The organism is Gemmatimonadota bacterium (assembly GCA_016712265.1).
Classification (GTDB): domain Bacteria; phylum Gemmatimonadota; class Gemmatimonadetes; order Gemmatimonadales; family Gemmatimonadaceae; genus RBC101.
The window spans coordinates 262,675-282,027 of the sequence record JADJRJ010000027.1; the positions used below are offsets into that span (position 1 = coordinate 262,675).

A 19,353-nucleotide genomic window follows, 5' to 3' on the forward strand; every position below is an offset into this window, starting at 1 on the left:
TAACCGACCAGTCGAGAGACGTTCAACGTGTGAGGCAAGAGCGATGAGTACCCTGAGTCTACGGCTTCCAGACTCGCTACATGCGAAGGTCAAGGAATTGGCCGAAAAGGACGCAGTGTCGATCAATCAGTTCATCGCCATCGCCGTGGCCGAGAAGATGGCGGCACTATTGACGCTGGACTACCTGGCGGAGCGTGGCGCGCGAGGCAACCGGGCAGTATTTGAGGCGGCGTTGGCACGGGTACCGTCGCGGCCGCCGGTCCCCGGGGACGAACTGCCCCCGGGATGGTCGTCGGATCCGGCGGTATCCGCATCCGGGCGACGCAAGCAACCGAACCGAAAACGGAAGGGACGCACGGCAGCGTCGCGTTGAGGTCCGCTGGGCGCGACTGGTCCCGCGGTTCTTAGCGCTTCGCCAGTCCCTCGGTCAGCTCAATCCGCGTCCCCGCCGGATCAATCAGGAACGCGAGCTTCAGCCCGATCCCCGGCACGTCGCGGAACGGCACCTCAAAGGTCACCCCGTCCGCTGCGAGCTTTTTGGTGAACGCTTCCAGGTCCTTCACCTCGAAGCCGATGTGATCCAGTGACCGGCCCTTCGTCGCCCCCTGCGCCGCGTCCGTCTTGCGGAAGCTGAACGACATCCCCGGCACTCCCATCGCATTGGCGTTCGCCGCCGTCGGCGTCGCCGCGCTGAAGTGCTTCGCGTACCAGGCGCGCAGCCCGTCCACGTCGGGAGCGTAGAAGTGGACATGGAAGAGCTCGATCGCCGCCGCCTGCGTCGGCGCCGGGTAGAACTCCACCTTCACGTTGTCCGGGAAGGTCGAGACAATCTCCAGGGAATCATCACGCGTGAGCGGAACGCCAGCGGCCTTGAGCTTCGCACTCGTCCCCGCGAGGTCCTTCACCCGCAGCGCGAAGTGGTCCACCGTCGACCCCACGGACCCCTGGGCGCGTTCGGCCTGGCCGAGGATCAGGAAGACCCCGGGGAGCTTGAGCATCTCGAGCGTACCGCTCTGGACCACCTGCGCGCCGAACAGCTCGACCCAGATCCTTTTGTGCGCCGCCGGATCCTTCACCATCATGTGGATGTGCCCGGACGAGACCCCCGCCGCATTGGGCGCCGGAAGCTGTGCCCGAGCGGGCTCGGCCAAGAGGAACCCGGTCAGGGCAAGGGCGGCGAGGCTGGTCCGGCGATACATGGGAGACTCCTGTCTCGAAAACGTGGGTCGCGAGCGCGGGGCAACCTGAACGTATCAACCCGCGTCGCGCAGAGCCAGAATCGGCGAGTCCTGCAACGCGTGCCCTGCAGGCAACTTACGGCCCCCCCGCGCCCCCTCTCCGCCCAGGCCCCAGCGACCCCCGGCAAGTGGGTGGGACAAGGCGGATCCCGACCTGCAGCCCCACGTCGCGGAGGTCCGACGGGCGATGCGAGCGCTTGGGGCGGACACGCCGCGGCCGCGAATCGTTCGGCCCTGATCGACCACCAGGAAGCCAGTCGTACCGATGCGACAGGTCCCCATCAGGATCTTTCGGAAGCGGCGGATTCGACGACCGATCTGGTGAGGCCGCTTACTCGATCACCTTCCAGTGACCGCCCTTGTCGGGGCCGATGCGCTCCAGTCGACCGGCTTCGCGGAGCTTCCGGACAGCCCTTTCGATGGCGCTGGACGACCTGCGCAACTCCGCAGCGAGTTCTGGGATCGAGAGCTTCGGATTCGATCGCAGGAGGGCCAGAATCGCCTCCGGCGTTTTCCCCGGCGTTTTCCCCGGCGTTTTCCCCGGCGTTTTCCCCGTCGTTTTCTGGGGCGCCTCTGGGGCGTTTTCTGGGGCGCTCGCCACGGGAAGGCCGAAGGTCACCACCACCGCCCCCGGCCGCAGGGCGACCGTGGGCGGCTCGTGCCCGGCGTCCCGCATGAGTCGAGCGATCTTGAGCGTGCCTCGCCCCCAGGTCTCGATGATCCCTCGCCGGTAGAACGTGCGCGCGATCATCGGATTCCAGGGCCTCGACTCGTGCTCGCGGAAGAGCGCCTCCGGGGTCAGCCCGAAGTGCAGGTCGCCGATGGAGATGATCTCCAGCCGATCGTCGTAGAGCGCCACGCTCACCGAGCCGCCGCCGATGGAGTAGTCGCGATGAACGAACGCATTCGCGAGTGCCTCGCGCATCGCCTCCACCGGCAGCAGGGGCGTGTCCTCGCGGTCCATGCGTCCCGGGATAATGCGTCCGGCGATGGGCAGCGACTCGATCAGGAATCGCTCCGCTCGGCGCATCAGGGCAAAGGCGTTGCCGTGGAACTCCCGATTGTCGAGGAACTCATCGCGTGTGGTTCCCTTGAACCGCGCCACCTTGAGCAGCAGCTGCGGGTAGTCCGGCAAGGGTGCTTCGTCCTTGCAGAACAGCACGACCGCGGCGCGAGAGACGTGGTCGCCGTCGACGAGCAGCCCGAGACCTCGCAGGATCTCCAGCGGCTCGCGTGTCCCGGGGTCATCGATACGGCCGCGACGGATGGACTCCTCGAGCGTGAGCACCATCTCGCGGGTGTCGAGCCGGGTCACGTCCCAGCCTACAGCGGGCCGGTTCTCCCAGCGTTCGATGGCGTGCATCTCCTCCAGGAGCAGTCGCTGCCAGGTCTCCCGCGGCATCGTCCTGGTGGTGTTCAGCACGCGCTCGTAGGCTACGCCCCGAAATGACACCGGCGTTCGAGGGCTCCGTGCTACGGTCAGCAGTAGGACCTCGCGTTCCGCATCAACAGGCACGCGCTCCACAACAGGCAGCACCGGCGGCTCGAAGCCCTGGAACTCCTGGGCCAATTCTTCGAGGGTGCGATCGGCGACGTTCTGGCCGACGATCTTGCCAGCCGGAGTGACGCCAAACAGCAGTTGCCCGCCCTGTCCGTTGGCAAAGGCGCACAGCGTGCGGCACGCGCGCTCCTTCTCGGCGGTGGACTTCTTGAATTCCAGCGTCGCGGATTCGCCGGCTGCAACGAGCGAAGAGAGCTGATTCGAGTTCATGCCGTTCCGCTCCCGGTCGGCTGCACGAACCGTGTGTCGAGCACCTCGGGACCGGGATCGGCAACGGCCCGATACGGGAGAGTGCGCAGATCCGGAACGGGTAGTGGCTCCTGCGATGGCCTGGGGAATCGCTTGTTCAGGGCGCTCGCATCCGACCGAGCGCGCTCGCGCGCCCAGGTGAGCATGGTCGGCTCGACAGGAATCCGGTTCATGGGACTGAAGCGCACGATGCGCTCGGCGTCCCCTACGCGCAACGGCCCCGTGGTGTTCTTGGCACGCCTTCCGGTGGCATCCACTCCGCCATGGCCGCTCTTACCCGCCATAACATGACCACCGGCGCCGCGAACGTCACCGACTTCCTCCGCAGCGCCACCGATTCACTCCAGAAGTGGGCGCCGGACTGGATCGTCCTCGACCTGCGATGTACGGCGGCGGCGACCTGAACACCACCCGCACCTTCTCGCGCGCGTTGCCGGTTTCTCCCCAGGCAGCGCGTTGCCACCGCGTGTACGCGGCCTCACGCCTGAGCTGGAACGCAGCGGCGACGACCGTGACCTGATCGTAGACGATGCGGCGGATCAACTCCGCTCGCCCCCAGGCGAGCAACCGGGCCCTCTTGTCGGCGTTCGCTAGGGTCTCGTGTTGCATGTTGGGTAGCTCGCACCTCCGGCTTCCTAAGCTTTGCCTCAATGTATGAGGTCTTTGGATCCCGCATCTACCCCTGAATGATCGGTTGCGTGTTCCTAGCTCCGCCTCGGAGAGCAGTCAGCGCATGGTCCTGGCCGAGCCCTGCGTGCGCATAGTCACCCTGTGCAGCAAACGCAGGCGTCAAGCAAACAGACTCGCACTGAAGCACTCTTTCGAGTCGGACGTTTCCTGGATAGTACGAGTATCGCTGCTGTCCGGGGTCCGTGAGGCCAAGGAGCCCGCTTACCATCGCGACCAACTGAAGCACCTCAAAGGAAGCGACTGATGCGCTGAAGGCGATGATATTCTCGCGGCGCTTCACCGGGCTGTCATCTGGAAGGCCTTGGATGTAGGTCTCGCTCTCGAGAAGGCCCGTCTGTTCGAGTGATACCTGGTCGGTGGTGTAGGCGCGCTGACATATCAGACATGGACGGCCAATCCCAGCCGCGTGGACCGTCCAATTTGCGCTCTGCATCTCCTTGCCACCGGGTCGAAACAACACGAGGATTCCTCCATCAATGACTGGGATCAGGTGCGAATAGGCTGCTCGGTTCAAGACGTGGCGCGCCCAAGGTCGATCAACGCAGGAGAACGTCACATCTGCGTCCAACACGCTACTGAACCCATCACGTTCTACCACGCTGGCATCGACGACCTGCACTTCAAAGTCCGCCGCCGTCGCTATCGCGCGTAGTCGTACCGCTGCGACTTCGACCTTTGGACGACCGACATCAGCTGGTGCAGCCGAGATCGTACGATCAAGGTTGTGGACCTTTACGATGTCGTAGTCGATGAGAATGAGGCGCCTCACTCCTGTTCGTGCGAGTAGCTCCGCGACCATAGCTCCGACGCTCCCCAGCCCGATGATGGCGACGGTCAAACTTGCGATCGTGCGCTGATTTGCATCACCCCAGAAGCTGACGGTGCGTACCTGGCTTTCTTGGCTCTGCGCAACGAGCGCCGGATTTAGCGAGACGGCGAGGCGCTTGCCGACGACACGCACGAGCCTAGCTGACTGTACCTGAATGCTCGCACCAGCGACCCATCGACGGGCGCTCCAAGCGCCATCTCCAGGTGCCAACGTTATCCCGACCAGGGGAAACTTGAGCGCCGCGTAAACGACTCTTGCATGACGCTCCTCCCCGCAGAAGTCGTCTCGGCTCAGTTCCTGCCAACCCGTCGCGTGGCGGAGGTGGCTGTGTAGGATGGCAATTCCTGCGCGCTCTTGGGCCGCCCGTGCGAGGACGCGTCGAAGATAGTCAGTGGTAAACGACACGTTCCCGGCAACCTGCCGCTCCCCGTCTCGGGGAGGCTCCCAGTCGTAGATGACTGCGGTGTCGCGCGTACGACCCGTACTGGGTCGATATAGCGCAAGGCATACTTCCTCTTGCCCATCTGATCGAGCGAGGTGCCCGCGCAGTACGGAAGCAAGGTCTTCCGGCATGGCCACAGAGAACTCACGCATCGCGAAGCGCAGAGTTCAGGTGAGAAATGATGCGGGCGGCATCTGGTTGACTCGCCCAGTTCCCGAGCGGCCGACTCCAGTATACCCAAGGCTCGTCTGGCAGGGAGAGCGGGCTTTCACTTGTGTTCGCAACGACCCCAAGCCCGAGCCGCGGATGCATGTGAAAGCCAGGAGGAGGGTTCTGCGGATCATCGGGAAGCGGGAGCGCCATCTTTGGGATGACCTTGTCTGGGAAGCTGGTCCCGAACGCCGAAATGCCCGAGAACACCGCGAAGGTGAAAGGGTGACCCTCGACGCGGCGCGTGGTCTCAAGACGCCAACCCCGCGCCTTGAGGCCATCGACAATCGACTGCCAATGCGCCGGAATCATGACAGCGGCGTGGCGTCGTTGTAGTACGCGCGAAACTCCTCACCCTCATGAAGCGTGAGCTTCTCCGTGACGTCCCGGAACTCCTTCACTTCCTTCTCGTGCTCGACACGGACGAGGTAGTGGCTGCCTGCCGCGTATCCGGCCTCGTGCAGTAGCGCACCAACCGTGGTCTTCTTGTCGATCGTCACCGGTACGCCGTTCACAACAACTGTTACCGTCTTCCCATCCCCATCGATCCCTGCTTTCCTGCCTACGGCCTCGCCATCCATGGGTCACATCCTCTCTTTGGTCGTTGAACCTGCTCCACTCGCGCCAACAAGCTCAGCGGTTCAGCATTTACTGTCAAGTGGGAGCATACTTCGATGTGTATGATGCGCCTGAGCGCTCAGCGTGATTGCACAAATGGGCATGGGCGCTACATTACCGCTCGTGAGAAAGCCGATGCATAACCCCGCCCTCTACAAGACCTTAGGTCGAAACATCGCCGCCGCTCGCGCCCGCGTTCGGCCGGAAGGAATCAGCCAGTCGGGACTCGCCAAACGGATAGGCCTCACTAGAGGCTCTGTTGCGAATATCGAACTTGGTACGCAGCGCCCACCCGTTCATGTGATATGGGCGATAGGACTGGCGTTGGGTATCGAGCCATCGTCGCTGCTCCCTAGTTCGACCGAATTGGAGGCCGCATCAGGGTCGGTTGAGATAACCCTAGAGCCTGCTGTCGAGCGAACGGTCTTGGAATCTCCTCGAGCCCGAGCTTGGCTTTCTATGACGCGCGCGAAGTTGGAAAGCGCGACGACTGAATCGAGTACAAAACGGAGCCGTTGATGAGTGAGCCTGAGCGCGCAGCGTCTGCCCTCTTAAAGAAGCATGGCATCGTTGGGCCACCGGTCGACGTGGCAAACGTCACGAAGCTTCTGGGCATTTCGTTGCAGCTGGCAGATTTGGGCGAAGATTGCTCTGGCATGTTGGTGCGCGCTGAAGGGGGCGCGGTTATCGGAGTGCACTTCGCACATCCGCCGAATCGACAGCGGTTTACCATTGCCCATGAGCTTGGGCACTTTGTGCTACACGAAGGCGGGACGTACGTCGATCGTGGGACGACGCTCCGCCTTCGAAGTGTGGCGAGCAACTCTGGATCAATTGTCGAGGAACGCGAGGCAAACCAATTCGCGGCAGCCTTGCTCATGCCAGCAGCCTGGTTGCGACGCGAGGTAAAAATGCATGCCATAGACTTAGGAGACGACGAGTCTCTGCGCTTGCTATGCGAACGATTCGGTGTAAGCAACCAGGCGATGATGTACCGCCTCATGAACCTGCGTCTACTGGACGACGCGTCGTCACCGTCGTGAGTTTGCGGGTCCCCCTGTGGTTCCCTCCACCTGATGCGTGACGGTCGGGCCTTTGCTCCGCCCGCCTCGGAGGTCCAATGCGGAATCCCCATTCAAGACCGAGCGGATCAAACGCATCCTCGGAGCAAGCCGTAGGCGCCGGCGATCCGCTCCTTCCGCGCTATTCCCTGGTCGCCGCAAGTCGTCCCCTACCCCATGTACACTCGAATGCGGTCGCCCCACTTCTCGTGGACCCGCCGAGCTCCATCTTCGAGTCCAGAACGGTGCCGCTGCTGACAGATGAGGAAGAACCCGACATGGGCCGTCACGAACACCGTGATCCCAGCGGCACCAAGGCGCTCGGCAATGCGACCACTCTGAGCGGCGACGAACGCGTCGCGCGGCACTCGCGGAAAATGCTGGTACACAAGCAACGAGGACCCCACGGAGTAGAACGCCCGCAGTTCATCCCACAGCGCGTACTTGGCGGTTTGCGCCGACGAGGGCCCGAGGCTGCTTGGCTCGATACCGTTGTCCGGATCAAGGAAAACAAGGTCCGTGCTGTCCAGTGCCGTGAGCGCGTTCTGAAGAAACTCCGAGCGATCCCGACGCCCCGGCACGAGCTGCCCGAAATACCGGGCTCCTGGCAAGAGGTTCAAGGTCGACGCTGACTCAACTGACTGCGCGACGCTGTCAGAACCGATTCGACGTAGACCATCATACAAGTCAGGATCGAAAGCGCGCCATGTCCCTGGATCGGTCAGGTATCGTCGCCGCGCTCCGTCCGGCCCCCCATCACTCGGCGTCAGGTACCAGGCGACGCCGAGACGCAGCCCGGTGTGTGCTTGAAGCTGACGCAGAAGGCCGTACTTCACGAAGTCATTGACGTCACCGAAGTACTGGTCCTTCATCGACGGACGATTGCTATCGCCGTCTCCGCCCACTTCGACACAGCTCGCCACGCCGCGGCCGCTGCTTCTGCCTCGGCTGGGGAAAGCGTCTTGGCTTGATACTCCGTCGCGTTCCGCATCTCGCTGATCACGCGCATAAGGGCGGCAATCTCTCGTGGAACGCGGCCACTGTCACTCAATCGCGCAATCCGCGCCGCCACCCCGAGCATGGAATCCGGGCTCCCCACGCCTTCGAGGCGCGCCAGAAGCTGCACCAGGCTGCGACGCCACCCCGCCAGCGTTGTGGCCGTGACCTCACTGGACAAGGCCGGCTTGGACTCCGCGCTCATGGCTCCGCGCTTGGTGTTCCCCTTCACCTCCATCACCTCTATCAGAACCATCACCCCCGGCTGGATCCACTGGGGTGGGAGCGGATCGCGACAAACCAGGGTCGCGTGTTCATCGTTCGCGACAACGAACTCCCACGGGTGGTGCCCGGGTGTCCGCTTGGGATCTCGCACGCTCACCCTGGCGCCCCGTCTGTACCCCATGAGGGCGAGCTTCAGCCCGGCCACCATGATCTGGGAGCCATTGCGGTACGAGACTCGATGTTCAACGCTCGCCATGTTGTTCACGGATGAGATGTGATCACTCGGCCCAGCTCGTCACCCTCGCTGCGGCCACTTCGATAGGCCCGTCGTCCATCATTGCGCGCAACCAACGAACGTGTTGTGCGGAAAGGTGACGCACAAGGCACGATCGGCAGGCCGCTGCGGCATATTAGGCGCTGAAGCCGTAACAGCGCCGATGGAACGCGAGGTAGCGCGCGCTCTTTAGCGGTGGCCACCTCAGGCGCATGCTGGCTGTGAGCCCGAGGAGCGCGCAGTCGCCGGGATGGAGGCGGTCAGCGATCAACATCTCTCCGTTGTCTTGAAAGGAGACCAGTCCCCGATCGAACAGCGCATCGATGTTGGCGACGAGGAGTAGCCCATTCGCTGGATCCAAGCGCTCCTCATTGGTACTCGCGTGCCACGGCTTTATGTGGGAGGCCACGAGCGCCGCTTCTTCTGCAACTCCGGTCACGGCACACGTTTTCCAGAGGTCGAGCAGAGCGCGCCGGAAGGCACCCTGTCCGAGGCGACACTGCAAGAGCGCTTCCCGCTGCGTCGCGCCAATCCTTGGAGTGGCAGAGATCGCGAGCACATCGCCAACGAGGTTCGGCGGGGCGGCAGCCGACCTTGACCATCCCAGAGTGACCAAGGCTCGCGCGAGCGCTGGCTCCATCACCCAGGTGACCTCTCCGCCAGCAGACCTGAAGTCGTCCCCAATCATGCGGGTCGCTACCGTCTCGGCGCCGTGCCCGAGCTCTCGCGACAGAAGGCTTCCGAGTCGACCGTATTGCGAATAGGTAGCTTCAGGTCGAGCATACCCTGCGGCAGCGGCGAGCTGAGTTACCGTGAGCACTCGCCCCGGTGCTTCGCAGTGCGCTCTCAACATCGCCCGCTGCTTCGCCGTTACAGCTGGGCCGAGCCTTCCCAAAGCTTCCACATAGTCCTCCGCCGAATACCAGTCCGCGCGATCGGGCGGCAATGGGACGCCAAGCTTGGCCGAAGGGCTGCCTCCACCCATGCGATCGTGCCAGAGCGCAGCAAGTGCCTTAGCTTGCAGTTCCGGAATCTCGATACCGGATGCTTGAGGCGTCCAGTTCATGCCTGTGAATGGTCGCTGGCTCAGCTCTGCCAAGCCGATCACTGGCTCGCCTCGGAGATCGCCGAATTCAGCGTCGACAAACAGTGCGGTGTCCCCGGCGGCGGCCCGATCGGCGTCCCAGTGGTCGTCCTCGTATGGAGCGCTCACAGCGCGCGCCGAGCCTATCACCCCTCGCTCTTCCACGCCTAGTTGCATGAGGAAGAGGCGGTCACCGACGGTAATGCGCTTCGTTCGCCCGCAGCTCCACGGAACGATCAGCCCTCCCGATGAAGTAAACTCCGCGATGTCATCGGCAAAGCCTGGAGCGCGCCCGGGGTTCCAGGTCAGCAAGTACGTTCTCATGTGCGCCTAATGCCCCCACCTGTCAATAGGGTAGGTAGAACGCCACCACACCTCGGCAGCGCTTCCTCCCCCCCACACTACCGGCCGTCAAGCGTGGTGGCCAGACCTGATGGCTGCGAGTTGCGCGCTGACGATCTGGGATCCAGGCGGTCGAATACTGTCACAGTCCTCCTTGGCAACATGTGGGACGGGACTCCTGTCTGCACCGTCGATCCGTGGCCTACCGATTCTGATCAGCGCCGATCGACGGCTCCCACGCATACGCGCGCAGCAACTCGACCCCGATGAGATCGGCGATGGCGTCACCGCCCTTCAAGCCTTGATAGTTCCGGTCCACCCGTGCACGTTCCGCTGTGAGGTTGTATGCAGGGGCGCGCCGCACCGCACCAGTGCGGCAGACCAAGACGCGCCGTCAGGATGACTACTCTCTCCCAGCCGGGCAGCACTCCGCACAATTCTTGAGTCCATGACCCTGAGCGATCTCACGTCCGCGCGAGCGGTACAGGACGCTATCGACGAATGCGACCGCCTGGGTCGCGACGCGTTCCTCGGTAAGTACGGTTTCGGGCGCGCACGGGAGTACTTTCTCGAGGCCAACGGGAACTTCTACGACTCCAAGGCGATCGCCGGCGCTGCATACGGCTTCCAGTTTCCAGGACGCGGTCCGCTTCAGGCGAAGGACTTCAGCGGTGGTGACCTTACCGTGCGTAGCAAGCTCGAGGCACTTGGGTTCACGGTCGTCGTGCTTGACGCTTCAAGTAGCGATCCGGGACCAGACATTGCGGCGCTAGAACGCACCTTCCACCTGCGCATGATCGCCATCTACAAGACAGCGAAGTCCGAGGCGGGCTACAACGCGAGCCGCTTTCTCTCGATGGTGACCGAGCACGGAGGTGTACAAACAGCGCGAGTCCTTCTCCGTGCGTCGGCGGTGTCGGAAGGGTATACGGCGCTATGGGAGCGGCAGCGCCTCGATCTCACGGTGGAGGCGGTCATTCTCGAGGATCAGTGGCACCCACTGTTCACCCAGACAGAGCGCGACACTGCGATCAGACGACTAACGGAGTACGAATTCGACGGCATTCTACCTCGGTCTTGAGAATTCCCTCTGACAAGCGTTGGGTCGGCAGTGCCCACCGGCTGCGCTTATAGGTGACCGTCCAGTGAGATCGCCCAGCTGCATGACCGACGGCATTGACGGCATGGCCGCCAGTGTCACGACCCATCACCTTCGCTCGAGAGGAGAACGGACATGAAATCGATGACCGCCGTGATGATCATGACGGTGTTGGCTTGCGCTGCGGACCCGACTGCGATCTCGACGCCCACCCAGCCTCCGCTGGCGACCGTGACACCGGCGAGCCCCATTGACGGGATCTCCGTCTCCAGGCTGCCCGGATTGCCGCACGCTCCCTTCGCGACCGCGGTCGATGTGAACTCGGCGGGTTACGTCGTAGGATATGCGAGAGATGCCAATGGCTGTGACCGCATACTCCTTTGGAGCCCAACTGGCGTGCCCTCGGACCTCGGCGGGTGTGGTCAGCCGTACCGAATCAGCGACAACAACGTGATCGTCGGCAGCCGCACTACTGCTTTCGTGTGGACGGCAGCAACGGGCTTCGTCGACCTGGGAACGCTTGGTGGATCATGGAGCATCGCGCGCGATGTGAATGAAATCGGATGGGTTGTGGGGAGCTCCGCGACACAAGACGGCGGGGCATCGGGATTCCTGTATACGCCTTCAGCCGGGATGCGTGACCTCCGGTCATTGACCGGGCTTCAATCCCTCGACGCCACGGCTGTGAACTCCAGAGGTCAGGTCCTCGGCCGCATGCCGGAAGGGCCCTTTCTATGGAGTGAGACAGGTGGTACCTCGATTCTGCCTCCACTCACCCGCCGCTATCGGCGAGGCGCGGGGTTCGGACTGAATGACCGTGGCGATGTTGTTGGGCAGGACGCCATCTCGTACCTTGGAGACATCTGGGCAACCGCCTGGTTGATCGGAAGCAGCCCGATGTCTCTCGGAACCATCGGGTGCGCGGGCATTACTGCTTCCCTTGCCACGAGCATTAGCAACGATCGAACCATCGTAGGCACCAGCGTCGACATCTGCGGACCGTTTCGCTCCTTCATCTGGCGAGCGGAGACCGGGATTCATGAGCTACCCATTCCGCCGGGGGACTTGAGCTGCGGTTGGCCGCGCGTGAACCGGCGCGGGACCTTGGCGGCGGGCACATGCAGTACCGCTGTCGTCTGGAGGCTGCGTTGACCAAGTTTTGTCCCGCGTGTGCCACTCGAGAGTTGGACAAGTACGACGTTAGGCGTCACGCCCCCCCAAGACGTACGCATGGCGCTAGTTGACTGTACGGAATGTGGGCGGAGGATCTCCGACAAGGCAGCGGCGTGTCCGGGGTGCGGGGCGCCGCTTGACGGGACCGATACCGCCGGTCCCCGACGAACAGCCACGGCGACCTATGATTACCGGACCGATTCGTTCGGTGGTTCGATGGTACTTGTGGTCAAGCTCGCGATGCGAGCCGTAGAAGAGCTAGGATGGAAGCTCGATCAGGTTAACGAAGTCATCGGCCTTGTCACCTTTCAGACTGCGATGAGCTGGGGTTCTTGGAGCGGAGTGTCCTGTTCGCTCAACATTGAGGAAACCGCTCAAGGCACCTTCCGCGTTGCGGGCACCGCAAAGCAGAACCTCAGCGGAGGGCAGATTGCCGCATTCGATTTTGGTGGCGAAGCGGAGGGAAAGGTGTTGAAGGCCATTGACATGATGCAGAAGCTCGCTGACGATCCTGAGGAGTGACTCGACCCTCAGAGTTGGTCCAGACCCAATGTCGGTCCAACGCGTTCTTCCGCAGGTTGAGAATGGCCGGAGAAGCAGCGCATGCGGATAACCGGACCCCCGTGGCGTTCCCCGTGCGAGTGGGCGCCCAAAATTGGTCAAGCTCGGTCGGCCGATAGCAATGGGGCCCCCGTGGTTCCGTCCGTCGGGGCGCAGCTCCGACCGGCATCCCTGCACTTGGCTGAGACCACTCGACGGAGCGTCTCGGGCGGCGCAGATTCCGGTGAGAAGGCGTCAATCACCCTGTGCGCGCTCCACGTCCACGTGGCGGGAGCTGCGAGGGCTTTGTAGAGCTCCGTTCGCCAACACCACCGATAGCGATGTTCCTATTCAAGGCGTCGGGCCAGACCTACCTTCGTGTCGTGAAGCAGTCGCTTCACGCGTTCCCCTATCGTCCGCGCGAGGTCGAAGTGGGGCAGGTTGTGTTGCTAAGCAAGAATCGTGAGGATTGCACGTCCAGCGAAGCCCAGATTCAGTTCGTCGCTAAGATTCTCGCCGTACGGCCGGCAACAACGCTGGAGCTTGACGCGCATTTCCCTGGAGTCAGTGCGGGCGAGCGATTTGGGGTGATGGTCGAGCTCTATTGGATGGAGCGCCTGGATCGGCCGTTCAACCTCTCTCAGGTGCTGGGACCTGATCACAAGTTCTACAACACGGTGCAAGATTACTCGCTGCTCAAGGATGCCGACGAACTGAAGGTGTTTGGATTCCTTGTGAAGAACAATCCGCGCGTCGTACTATCGTATCTGAACCGAGACGACCTTCCTGAGAAGCTGGTCGAGTACCATGACTCAGATGCTGGATAGGAAGTGTGGGGCTCACAACCGGCGGGGCTGTCGTATCGCAGGCTCGCCGCGTCCATTGGGCGCCAGTTTCAGCCCAAGCAAAGCGCTCCCGAGCGGACGACGTGCGTTCCCGTAGATCGTCGACAGCCGTAATCGGGTCGGCTTGACGCCGCCGGCGGCCGTCACCCCCCAACGTATGCGCTGGAGATAGCTGACTAGTGGACCAAGCCACCCATAACAAGATCGTCTCGTTCATCTGGGGCATCGCCGATGATGTCCTGCGTGACCTCTTCAAGCGCGGCAAGTACCCCGACGTCATCCTGCCGATGTGCGTCATCCGCCGTATGGATGCGGTGTTGGAGCCGGCCAAGCAGAAGGTGCTCGAGACCAAGAAGATGCTCGACGAGGCACGCATCACCGAGCAACGCGCCGCGCTGTGCGACGCCGCGGGGCAAGCTTTCTACAACACCTCGAAGTTCACCCTGCGCGACCTCAAGTCGCGGGCGAGTCAGCAGCAACTCCTGGCCGACTTTGAGGACTACCTCAACGGCTTCTCGCCCAACGTCCTCGACATTCTCGAGAACTTCAAGTTCCGCAACCAACTCCAGACACTGTCCAAGGCCGATGCCATTGGCACACTGATCTCCAAGTTCCTCGACCCAGCGATCGACCTTTCCCCGGCGGGCATCGACAACCACGCCATGGGGACCGTCTTTGAGGAGCTGGTCCGCAAGTTCAACGAGGAGAACAACGAAGAGGCAGGAGAACACTGGACGCCGCGCGATGCGGTCCGTCTGATGGCGAACCTCGTGTTCCTGCCGATCGAGGACCAGATCAAGTCCGGCACCTATTTGCTCTACGATTGCGCGTGTGGCACCGGCGGCATGCTGACGGTGGCCGAGGAGACGCTCACGGCCATCGGCGCCAAGCGCGGCCAGCAGGTCAGGTCCCTACTCTATGGTCAGGAGATCAACCCCGAGACTTACGCGGTCTGCAAGGCGGACATGCTCCTCAAGGGCGAAGGCGAGAGCGCCGACCACATCGTGGGCGGCGCGGAGTGGTCAACACTCGCGCACGATGCGTTCCCGGCGCAGGAGTTCGACTTCATGCTCGCCAACCCGCCGTACGGGAAGAGCTGGAAGAAGGATCTCGAAACGATGGGCGGCAAGGACGGCATGCGCGACCCGCGCTTCAAGGTGATGCACAACGGCGAGGAGCTGTCGCTGGTCACCCGTTCAAGTGATGGCCAGATGCTCTTCCTGGCCAACATGGCCGCCAAGATGAACGCCAAGTCGGCGCTGGGCAGCCGGATCGCCGAGGTCCACAATGGCTCGTCGCTGTTCACCGGCGATGCCGGCCAGGGCGAGAGCAACATCCGCCGCTGGCTGATCGAGAACGACTGGCTGGAGGCCATCGTCGCGTTGCCGCTCAACCTCTTCTATAACACCGGCATCGCCACGTACGTCTGGGTCCTGTCGAACAAGAAGCCCACGCACCGCAAGGGCCAGGTGCAGCTCATCGACGCCAGCCAGTGGTTCAAGTCGCTGCGCAAGAACCTCGGCAAGAAGAACTGCGAGCTCTCGCCTGAGGACATCGCACGCATCAACAGCACCTTCCTCGACTTCAAGGAAACGCCCGAGTCGAAGATCTTCCCCAATGCTGCCTTCGGCTACTGGAAGGTCACTGTCGAGCGCCCGCTTCGCCTCCACAGCCAGCTCACCCTCAAGGCGATCGAGACGCTGCGCTTCACCTCGGGCGACCAGGACATTCGCGCGCCACTGTACGAAGTATTCGGCGACGACCTCTTCACCCACTTCTCCAAGGTGTCACCAGCGCTGGAGAAGCGCCTGGCCGACTGGGGCGATGATGAGGACGAAGGTGATGACGAAGAGGGGGGAAGCGCCACGAAGGGCCTTCCCGAGAAGAAGCGCAAGAAGCTGCTCGACCCCAGAACGTGGGAGCGCGACAGTCGCCTGGTCGATGCCGCCACGACGCTCCGTGCTACGCTCGGTGATGCCCTGTTCGAGGACCACAACCTGTTCCGGGATAGAGTGGACGCCGCACTGGAAGAGGCCGGCGTCAAGCTCGCCGCCGCCGACCTGAAACAGCTTCTCAAAGCCGTGAGCTGGCGCGTCGAGACGGCGCCCCCCGTCATCGCCAAGGTGCACAAGCCTGGCAAGGCCAAGGCGGACCCACTCCATGGCCTCTACGAGGCGACAGTAGAGGGCAAGCCTGCCATCGTCGAGTACGAGCCAGACCCTGACCTGCGCGACACGGAGCAGGTGCCGCTCTTGGATGATGGTGGCATCGAGGCCTTCATCCGACGCGAGGTGCTGCCGTACACACCAGACGCCTGGGTCAAGGACGGCGCCACGAAGATCGGGTACGAGATCAGCTTCACGCGTCACTTCTACAAGCCGCAGCCATTGCGCACGCTGGAGGAGATCAGTGCCGATATCCTCTTCATCGAGAAGGAAGCCGAAGGGATCCTGGACGGTCTGCTGAAAGGAGCAAAGTGAACATGGCTGGATCCCGCAAGCTTCAAGTGATGATCTCCAGCAGGTGCGAGACGATGTTCCCGCAGGCCGGGGGCCGGAAGCTGTCTGACATCCGTCTAGAGTTGAAGGATGAGATCGAGCGGATGGAAATCGCCGGCCGGAAGGCGTTCGAAGTGTGGATCAACGAGGACACTCCGCCAAAGGGTGGGACATGGGACTCATGGGATGTCTGCCTTCAAGCGGCTCAGGACTGTCACGTCCTCATCGTCCTCAGCAATGGTGATGCCGGATGGGCAGCAAACGGGGGCGAGGTAGGGATCTGTCATGCTGAGATGATGACGGGGCTCTCTATGGCGCCAGCAAAGGTCCGACTCATCGCCTTGCCTGATGTGCCGATTACTGACGACGAGGCTGGCCATCGCAACCGACGCTTTCAGGAAGAGATGAAGAAGCAGGGCCTCTTTCGCGGCGGTACGGTCAACGACGCAGAGACCCTCAAGGCACGCGTCCGTGAAGCGCTGAATGATGCTGTCATTGCCCTCGCCCAGGCGGGCGTCGCGGATGCCGCGAGGGGCAAGTACTCCAGTGGCGCAGCTCTCGACTGGTCGCGACTCGACTTTCGCGCCCGCCAGAGTGAGATGGTTGCAGTCGTCAAAGCCGCGCTTCTGGCACGGCCAGCGGCCGAGGACTCGAAGGGCTGCGTCTTCGTCTGGCTCAACGGCCTGCGGGTTCTCGCTCAAGTCCACGCTATTCCGGCTGCCCTGACCGTCGGACCAGCACGGGAGATGGTTGGGCAGCCATTCCTTCGCGACCACGAGCTTTCGGACAACCTCAGGGACGACGTAGGCGGCCCCCTGCATGTCATCGCTTGCCACAAGACTGCGACGGAACCTCAAGCGGCGAAACTGCTCGGGTTCCCCGACGCCACCATCGTATCTGCGCCCTTTGGCGTCTTCGTCGCAGACCCTGTTCAAAAGGTTCAGTTCGCCTTCATTACGAACTGTCGCGACGCAACGAATACGCGTCATGGGATTCAACGCTTCTTCGAGTGGCTTCGACAGACGAATGAAGAAGCTAACGTTGCGGAGCGCGCCAGATCGCGTGCCCACATCGTCCGTGCGGTGGCTCACGTGCAGGAGCCGACGGCAACGCATTCCATCGCGTCGAACAGCAAGCGCAATGCCGGTGCAACGACTCTGCGGAGAAGGAAATGAAGGCCACCGAAGCCAAGCTGCTGAGCTTCCTGCAGAAGTCACCGCAGTTCGTCATTCCGATCTATCAGCGCACCTACTCCTGGACCGACAAGCAGTGCCGTCAGCTCTGGGACGACATCCTCCGCGCCGGGTCGAGCGACGCCATCGCCGTGCACTTCATCGGATCGATCGTCTACGTCGAGCAGGGGCTGTCGCAGGTCACGCACCAGGCGCCCTTGCTCGTGATCGACGGCCAACAGCGCCTGACTACCGTGTCACTGCTCATCGAGGCGCTGGCCCGCGCGCTGGGCGACGGCGAGCCTGTGGATGGCTTCTCCGCCGCCAAGCTGCGCCACTACTTCCTGAGCAACCCGCTTGAGAGCGGCGACCGCTACTTCAAGTTGCTGCTCTCACAGACCGACAATGCCTCGCTCAAGGCGGTCATCAAGCACACCGAGCAGCCCAAAGAGCCGTCGCTGCGCGTGACGCAGAACTTCGACCTGTTCACCGAGCTGCTCGCCGAACAGAAGGGCGATCTCGCCCCGGTCTGCCGCGGCCTCGCCAAGTTGGTGGTCGTGGACATCGCGCTCAGCCGAGATCAGGACAACCCGCAGCTCATCTTCGAGAGCATGAACTCCACCGGCAAGGAGCTGAGCCAGGCCGATCTGATCCGCAACTTCATCCTCATGGGCCTCGAACCCGGGCTCCAAACGCGCCTGTACGAGGAGTACTGGCGGCCGATGGAGCAGGACTTCGGACAAGAGGCATACGGGACCCAGTTCGACAGCTTCATGCGCCACTATCTGACCGTGCGAACGGGGGACATCCCACGTGAGCGCGAGGTCTACGAGGCGTTCAAGGACTACTCCCGCACCACGCCTGTGCGAGTCGCGGGCATTGAGGCGCTGGTAAAGGAGATCCGCGCGTTCGCCCGCTACTTCTGCGCCCTCGCGCTGGGCCGCGACCAGGACGCGACGCTCGGCATGGCCTTCCACGACCTGCGCGAGCTGAGGGTCGATGTCGCCTACCCGTTCCTGCTCGAGCTGTACCACGACTACGCGACCGGCACGCTCAGCGCCGCCGACTTCGCCGTCGCGGTGCGGCTCGTGGAGGCCTACGTGTTCCGACGCGCCATCTGCGCGATCCCCACCAACTCGATGAACAAAACCTTCGCCACCTTCGGCAAGGCGCTGAAGAAGGACCGCTACCTCGAGAGCATCCAGGCGCACTTCCTGACGTTGCCCTCCTATCGCCGCTTCCCGGCCGACGACGAGTTCCGGCGCGACCTGCAGACCCGCGACGTCTACAACTTCCGCAGCCGGAGCTATTGGCTGCGCCGGCTGGAGAACCACGGCCGAAAGGAGCGCGTGCCGATGGATGAGTACACGATCGAGCACATCCTGCCGCAGAACCCGGATCTCCCGGCAGCGTGGAAGCAGGCGCTTGGGAATGAGTGGCAGCGCGTGCAGCAGCAGTGGCTGCACACCCTCGGCAACCTCACGCTCACCGGCTACAACGCCGAGTACAGCGATCGCCCCTTCGCCGAGAAGCGCGACATGAAGGGCGGCTTCAAGGAGAGCCCGCTCAAGCTCAACGCCGGCATCGGCCAGCTCGCCGCCTGGGACGAAGCCGCCATTCAGGACCGCGCCGGTCGGCTCGCCGATCAGGCGCTCACGGTGTGGACCGCGCCCAGGCTCGATGCCGCTAGGCTCGCCGTGTATCTGCCCGAGAAAGCGGCCGCCATCGGCGGCTACAGCATCGAGGATCATCCGCACCTGAGCACGGGTGGCATGCGCGGCGTATTCGACGCTTTCCGGAAAGAAGTGCTCGCGCTCGATCCCTGCGTCATCGAGGAGTTCAAGAAGCTGTACGTCGCCTACAAGGCCGAGACGAACTTTGTCGATGTGGTGCCTCAAGCCAAACGGCTCATCCTGACCCTGAACATGACCTTTGCCGAGATCAACGATCCGAAGGGCTTGTGCCGAGATGTGGCCGGTATGGGCCGATGGGGCAACGGCGATGTGGAGGTTGGCATCAAGTCGCTCGACGAGCTGCCCTACGTCATGGGCCTCGTGCGCCAGTCGTTCGAGCGCCAGATGGGCGACGGAGGCCAGGCGTGATCGCCGACCTCAGGCCGTATGCGGAGTACAAGGAGTCAGGGCTGCCTTGGCTCGGACAGGTGCCGGAGCATTGGGTTACAAAGCGTGGGAAATCCTACCTGGTCA

20 protein-coding genes are annotated in these 19,353 nt (G+C 62.9%); 10 read left to right on the forward strand and 10 right to left on the reverse strand.

What is annotated here, in order from left to right:
- Nucleotides 1–43: 43 nt before the first annotated feature.
- On the forward strand, nucleotides 44–373 hold the full coding sequence (locus IPK85_05480) for a toxin-antitoxin system HicB family antitoxin (GenBank protein ID MBK8246834.1): 330 nt from the start codon (nucleotides 44–46) through the stop codon (nucleotides 371–373).
- A 31-nt stretch (nucleotides 374–404) separates the two neighbouring features.
- Here IPK85_05480 and IPK85_05485 read toward each other — a convergent pair whose 3' ends face one another.
- The 5 genes from IPK85_05485 to IPK85_05505 form a co-directional block, all read right to left on the reverse strand.
- Nucleotides 405–1,199, reverse strand: coding sequence for a hypothetical protein (locus IPK85_05485; GenBank protein ID MBK8246835.1), 795 nt, complete (start codon nucleotides 1,197–1,199; stop codon nucleotides 405–407).
- Between the two features lie 370 nt (nucleotides 1,200–1,569).
- Nucleotides 1,570–3,009: a putative DNA binding domain-containing protein gene (locus tag IPK85_05490; protein MBK8246836.1), complete on the reverse strand. Its 1,440-nt coding sequence runs from the start codon at nucleotides 3,007–3,009 to the stop codon at nucleotides 1,570–1,572.
- A complete protein-coding gene (locus tag IPK85_05495; GenBank protein MBK8246837.1) occupies nucleotides 3,006–3,332 on the reverse strand; it encodes a hypothetical protein in 327 nt (108 codons plus the stop codon). The genes IPK85_05490 and IPK85_05495 overlap by 4 nt, the downstream gene beginning before the upstream one ends.
- 392 nt (nucleotides 3,333–3,724) lie before the next feature.
- A complete protein-coding gene (locus IPK85_05500) occupies nucleotides 3,725–4,699 on the reverse strand; it encodes a ThiF family adenylyltransferase (protein ID MBK8246838.1) in 975 nt (324 codons plus the stop codon).
- An 828-nt stretch (nucleotides 4,700–5,527) separates the two neighbouring features.
- A complete protein-coding gene (locus IPK85_05505) occupies nucleotides 5,528–5,734 on the reverse strand; it encodes a hypothetical protein (GenBank protein ID MBK8246839.1) in 207 nt (68 codons plus the stop codon).
- Nucleotides 5,735–5,921: 187 nt separating this feature from the next.
- Here IPK85_05505 and IPK85_05510 point away from each other — a divergent pair, with 187 nt between their 5' ends.
- Both IPK85_05510 and IPK85_05515 read left to right on the forward strand, forming a co-directional pair.
- The gene (locus IPK85_05510) at nucleotides 5,922–6,356 is read left to right on the forward strand and encodes a helix-turn-helix transcriptional regulator (protein ID MBK8246840.1); all 435 of its coding nucleotides are present in this window, start codon (nucleotides 5,922–5,924) and stop codon (nucleotides 6,354–6,356) included.
- Nucleotides 6,356–6,880 carry an ImmA/IrrE family metallo-endopeptidase gene (locus tag IPK85_05515; protein ID MBK8246841.1) on the forward strand — a complete coding sequence of 175 codons (525 nt, stop codon included), beginning with the start codon at nucleotides 6,356–6,358 and terminating at the stop codon, nucleotides 6,878–6,880. Before IPK85_05510 ends, IPK85_05515 begins: the two co-directional genes overlap by 1 nt.
- Before the next feature lie 188 nt (nucleotides 6,881–7,068).
- On the opposite strand, the gene IPK85_05520 is transcribed toward IPK85_05515, so the two are convergent.
- The 4 genes from IPK85_05520 to IPK85_05535 form a co-directional block, all read right to left on the reverse strand.
- The gene (locus IPK85_05520) at nucleotides 7,069–7,770 is read right to left on the reverse strand and encodes a hypothetical protein (GenBank protein ID MBK8246842.1); all 702 of its coding nucleotides are present in this window, start codon (nucleotides 7,768–7,770) and stop codon (nucleotides 7,069–7,071) included.
- On the reverse strand, nucleotides 7,767–8,375 hold the full coding sequence (locus IPK85_05525; protein MBK8246843.1) for a hypothetical protein: 609 nt from the start codon (nucleotides 8,373–8,375) through the stop codon (nucleotides 7,767–7,769). The genes IPK85_05520 and IPK85_05525 overlap by 4 nt, the downstream gene beginning before the upstream one ends.
- Before the next feature lie 154 nt (nucleotides 8,376–8,529).
- Complete coding sequence (locus IPK85_05530) at nucleotides 8,530–9,801, reverse strand: HNH endonuclease (protein MBK8246844.1); 1,272 nt, start codon at nucleotides 9,799–9,801, stop codon at nucleotides 8,530–8,532.
- Nucleotides 9,802–10,021: 220 nt separating this feature from the next.
- Nucleotides 10,022–10,183: a hypothetical protein gene (locus tag IPK85_05535; protein ID MBK8246845.1), complete on the reverse strand. Its 162-nt coding sequence runs from the start codon at nucleotides 10,181–10,183 to the stop codon at nucleotides 10,022–10,024.
- 429 nt (nucleotides 10,184–10,612) lie between these two features.
- On the opposite strand from IPK85_05535, the gene IPK85_05540 reads away from it, so the two are divergent.
- Nucleotides 10,613–10,900, forward strand: coding sequence for a hypothetical protein (locus IPK85_05540; GenBank protein ID MBK8246846.1), 288 nt, complete (start codon nucleotides 10,613–10,615; stop codon nucleotides 10,898–10,900).
- 116 nt (nucleotides 10,901–11,016) lie between these two features.
- Here IPK85_05540 and IPK85_05545 read toward each other — a convergent pair whose 3' ends face one another.
- Nucleotides 11,017–11,169 (reverse strand): hypothetical protein, encoded by a 153-nt coding sequence (locus IPK85_05545; GenBank protein ID MBK8246847.1) that lies wholly within the window; start codon nucleotides 11,167–11,169, stop codon nucleotides 11,017–11,019.
- Between the two features lie 145 nt (nucleotides 11,170–11,314).
- Here IPK85_05545 and IPK85_05550 point away from each other — a divergent pair, with 145 nt between their 5' ends.
- The 6 genes from IPK85_05550 to IPK85_05575 all read left to right on the forward strand — a co-directional run bounded on the left by IPK85_05550 (nucleotide 11,315) and on the right by IPK85_05575 (nucleotide 19,248).
- Nucleotides 11,315–12,070: a hypothetical protein gene (locus IPK85_05550; GenBank protein MBK8246848.1), complete on the forward strand. Its 756-nt coding sequence runs from the start codon at nucleotides 11,315–11,317 to the stop codon at nucleotides 12,068–12,070.
- A 78-nt stretch (nucleotides 12,071–12,148) separates the two neighbouring features.
- The gene (locus IPK85_05555; protein MBK8246849.1) at nucleotides 12,149–12,613 is read left to right on the forward strand and encodes a zinc ribbon domain-containing protein; all 465 of its coding nucleotides are present in this window, start codon (nucleotides 12,149–12,151) and stop codon (nucleotides 12,611–12,613) included.
- Between the two features lie 359 nt (nucleotides 12,614–12,972).
- On the forward strand, nucleotides 12,973–13,458 hold the full coding sequence (locus IPK85_05560; protein ID MBK8246850.1) for a hypothetical protein: 486 nt from the start codon (nucleotides 12,973–12,975) through the stop codon (nucleotides 13,456–13,458).
- 197 nt (nucleotides 13,459–13,655) lie between these two features.
- Nucleotides 13,656–15,956, forward strand: a complete 2,301-nt coding sequence (locus IPK85_05565; GenBank protein ID MBK8246851.1) for an SAM-dependent DNA methyltransferase — start codon at nucleotides 13,656–13,658, stop codon at nucleotides 15,954–15,956.
- Between the two features lie 2 nt (nucleotides 15,957–15,958).
- Nucleotides 15,959–17,149 carry a hypothetical protein gene (locus IPK85_05570; GenBank protein MBK8246852.1) on the forward strand — a complete coding sequence of 397 codons (1,191 nt, stop codon included), beginning with the start codon at nucleotides 15,959–15,961 and terminating at the stop codon, nucleotides 17,147–17,149.
- The gene (locus tag IPK85_05575) at nucleotides 17,146–19,248 is read left to right on the forward strand and encodes a DUF262 domain-containing protein (GenBank protein MBK8246853.1); all 2,103 of its coding nucleotides are present in this window, start codon (nucleotides 17,146–17,148) and stop codon (nucleotides 19,246–19,248) included. The genes IPK85_05570 and IPK85_05575 overlap by 4 nt, the downstream gene beginning before the upstream one ends.
- Nucleotides 19,249–19,353: the final 105 nt, after the last annotated feature.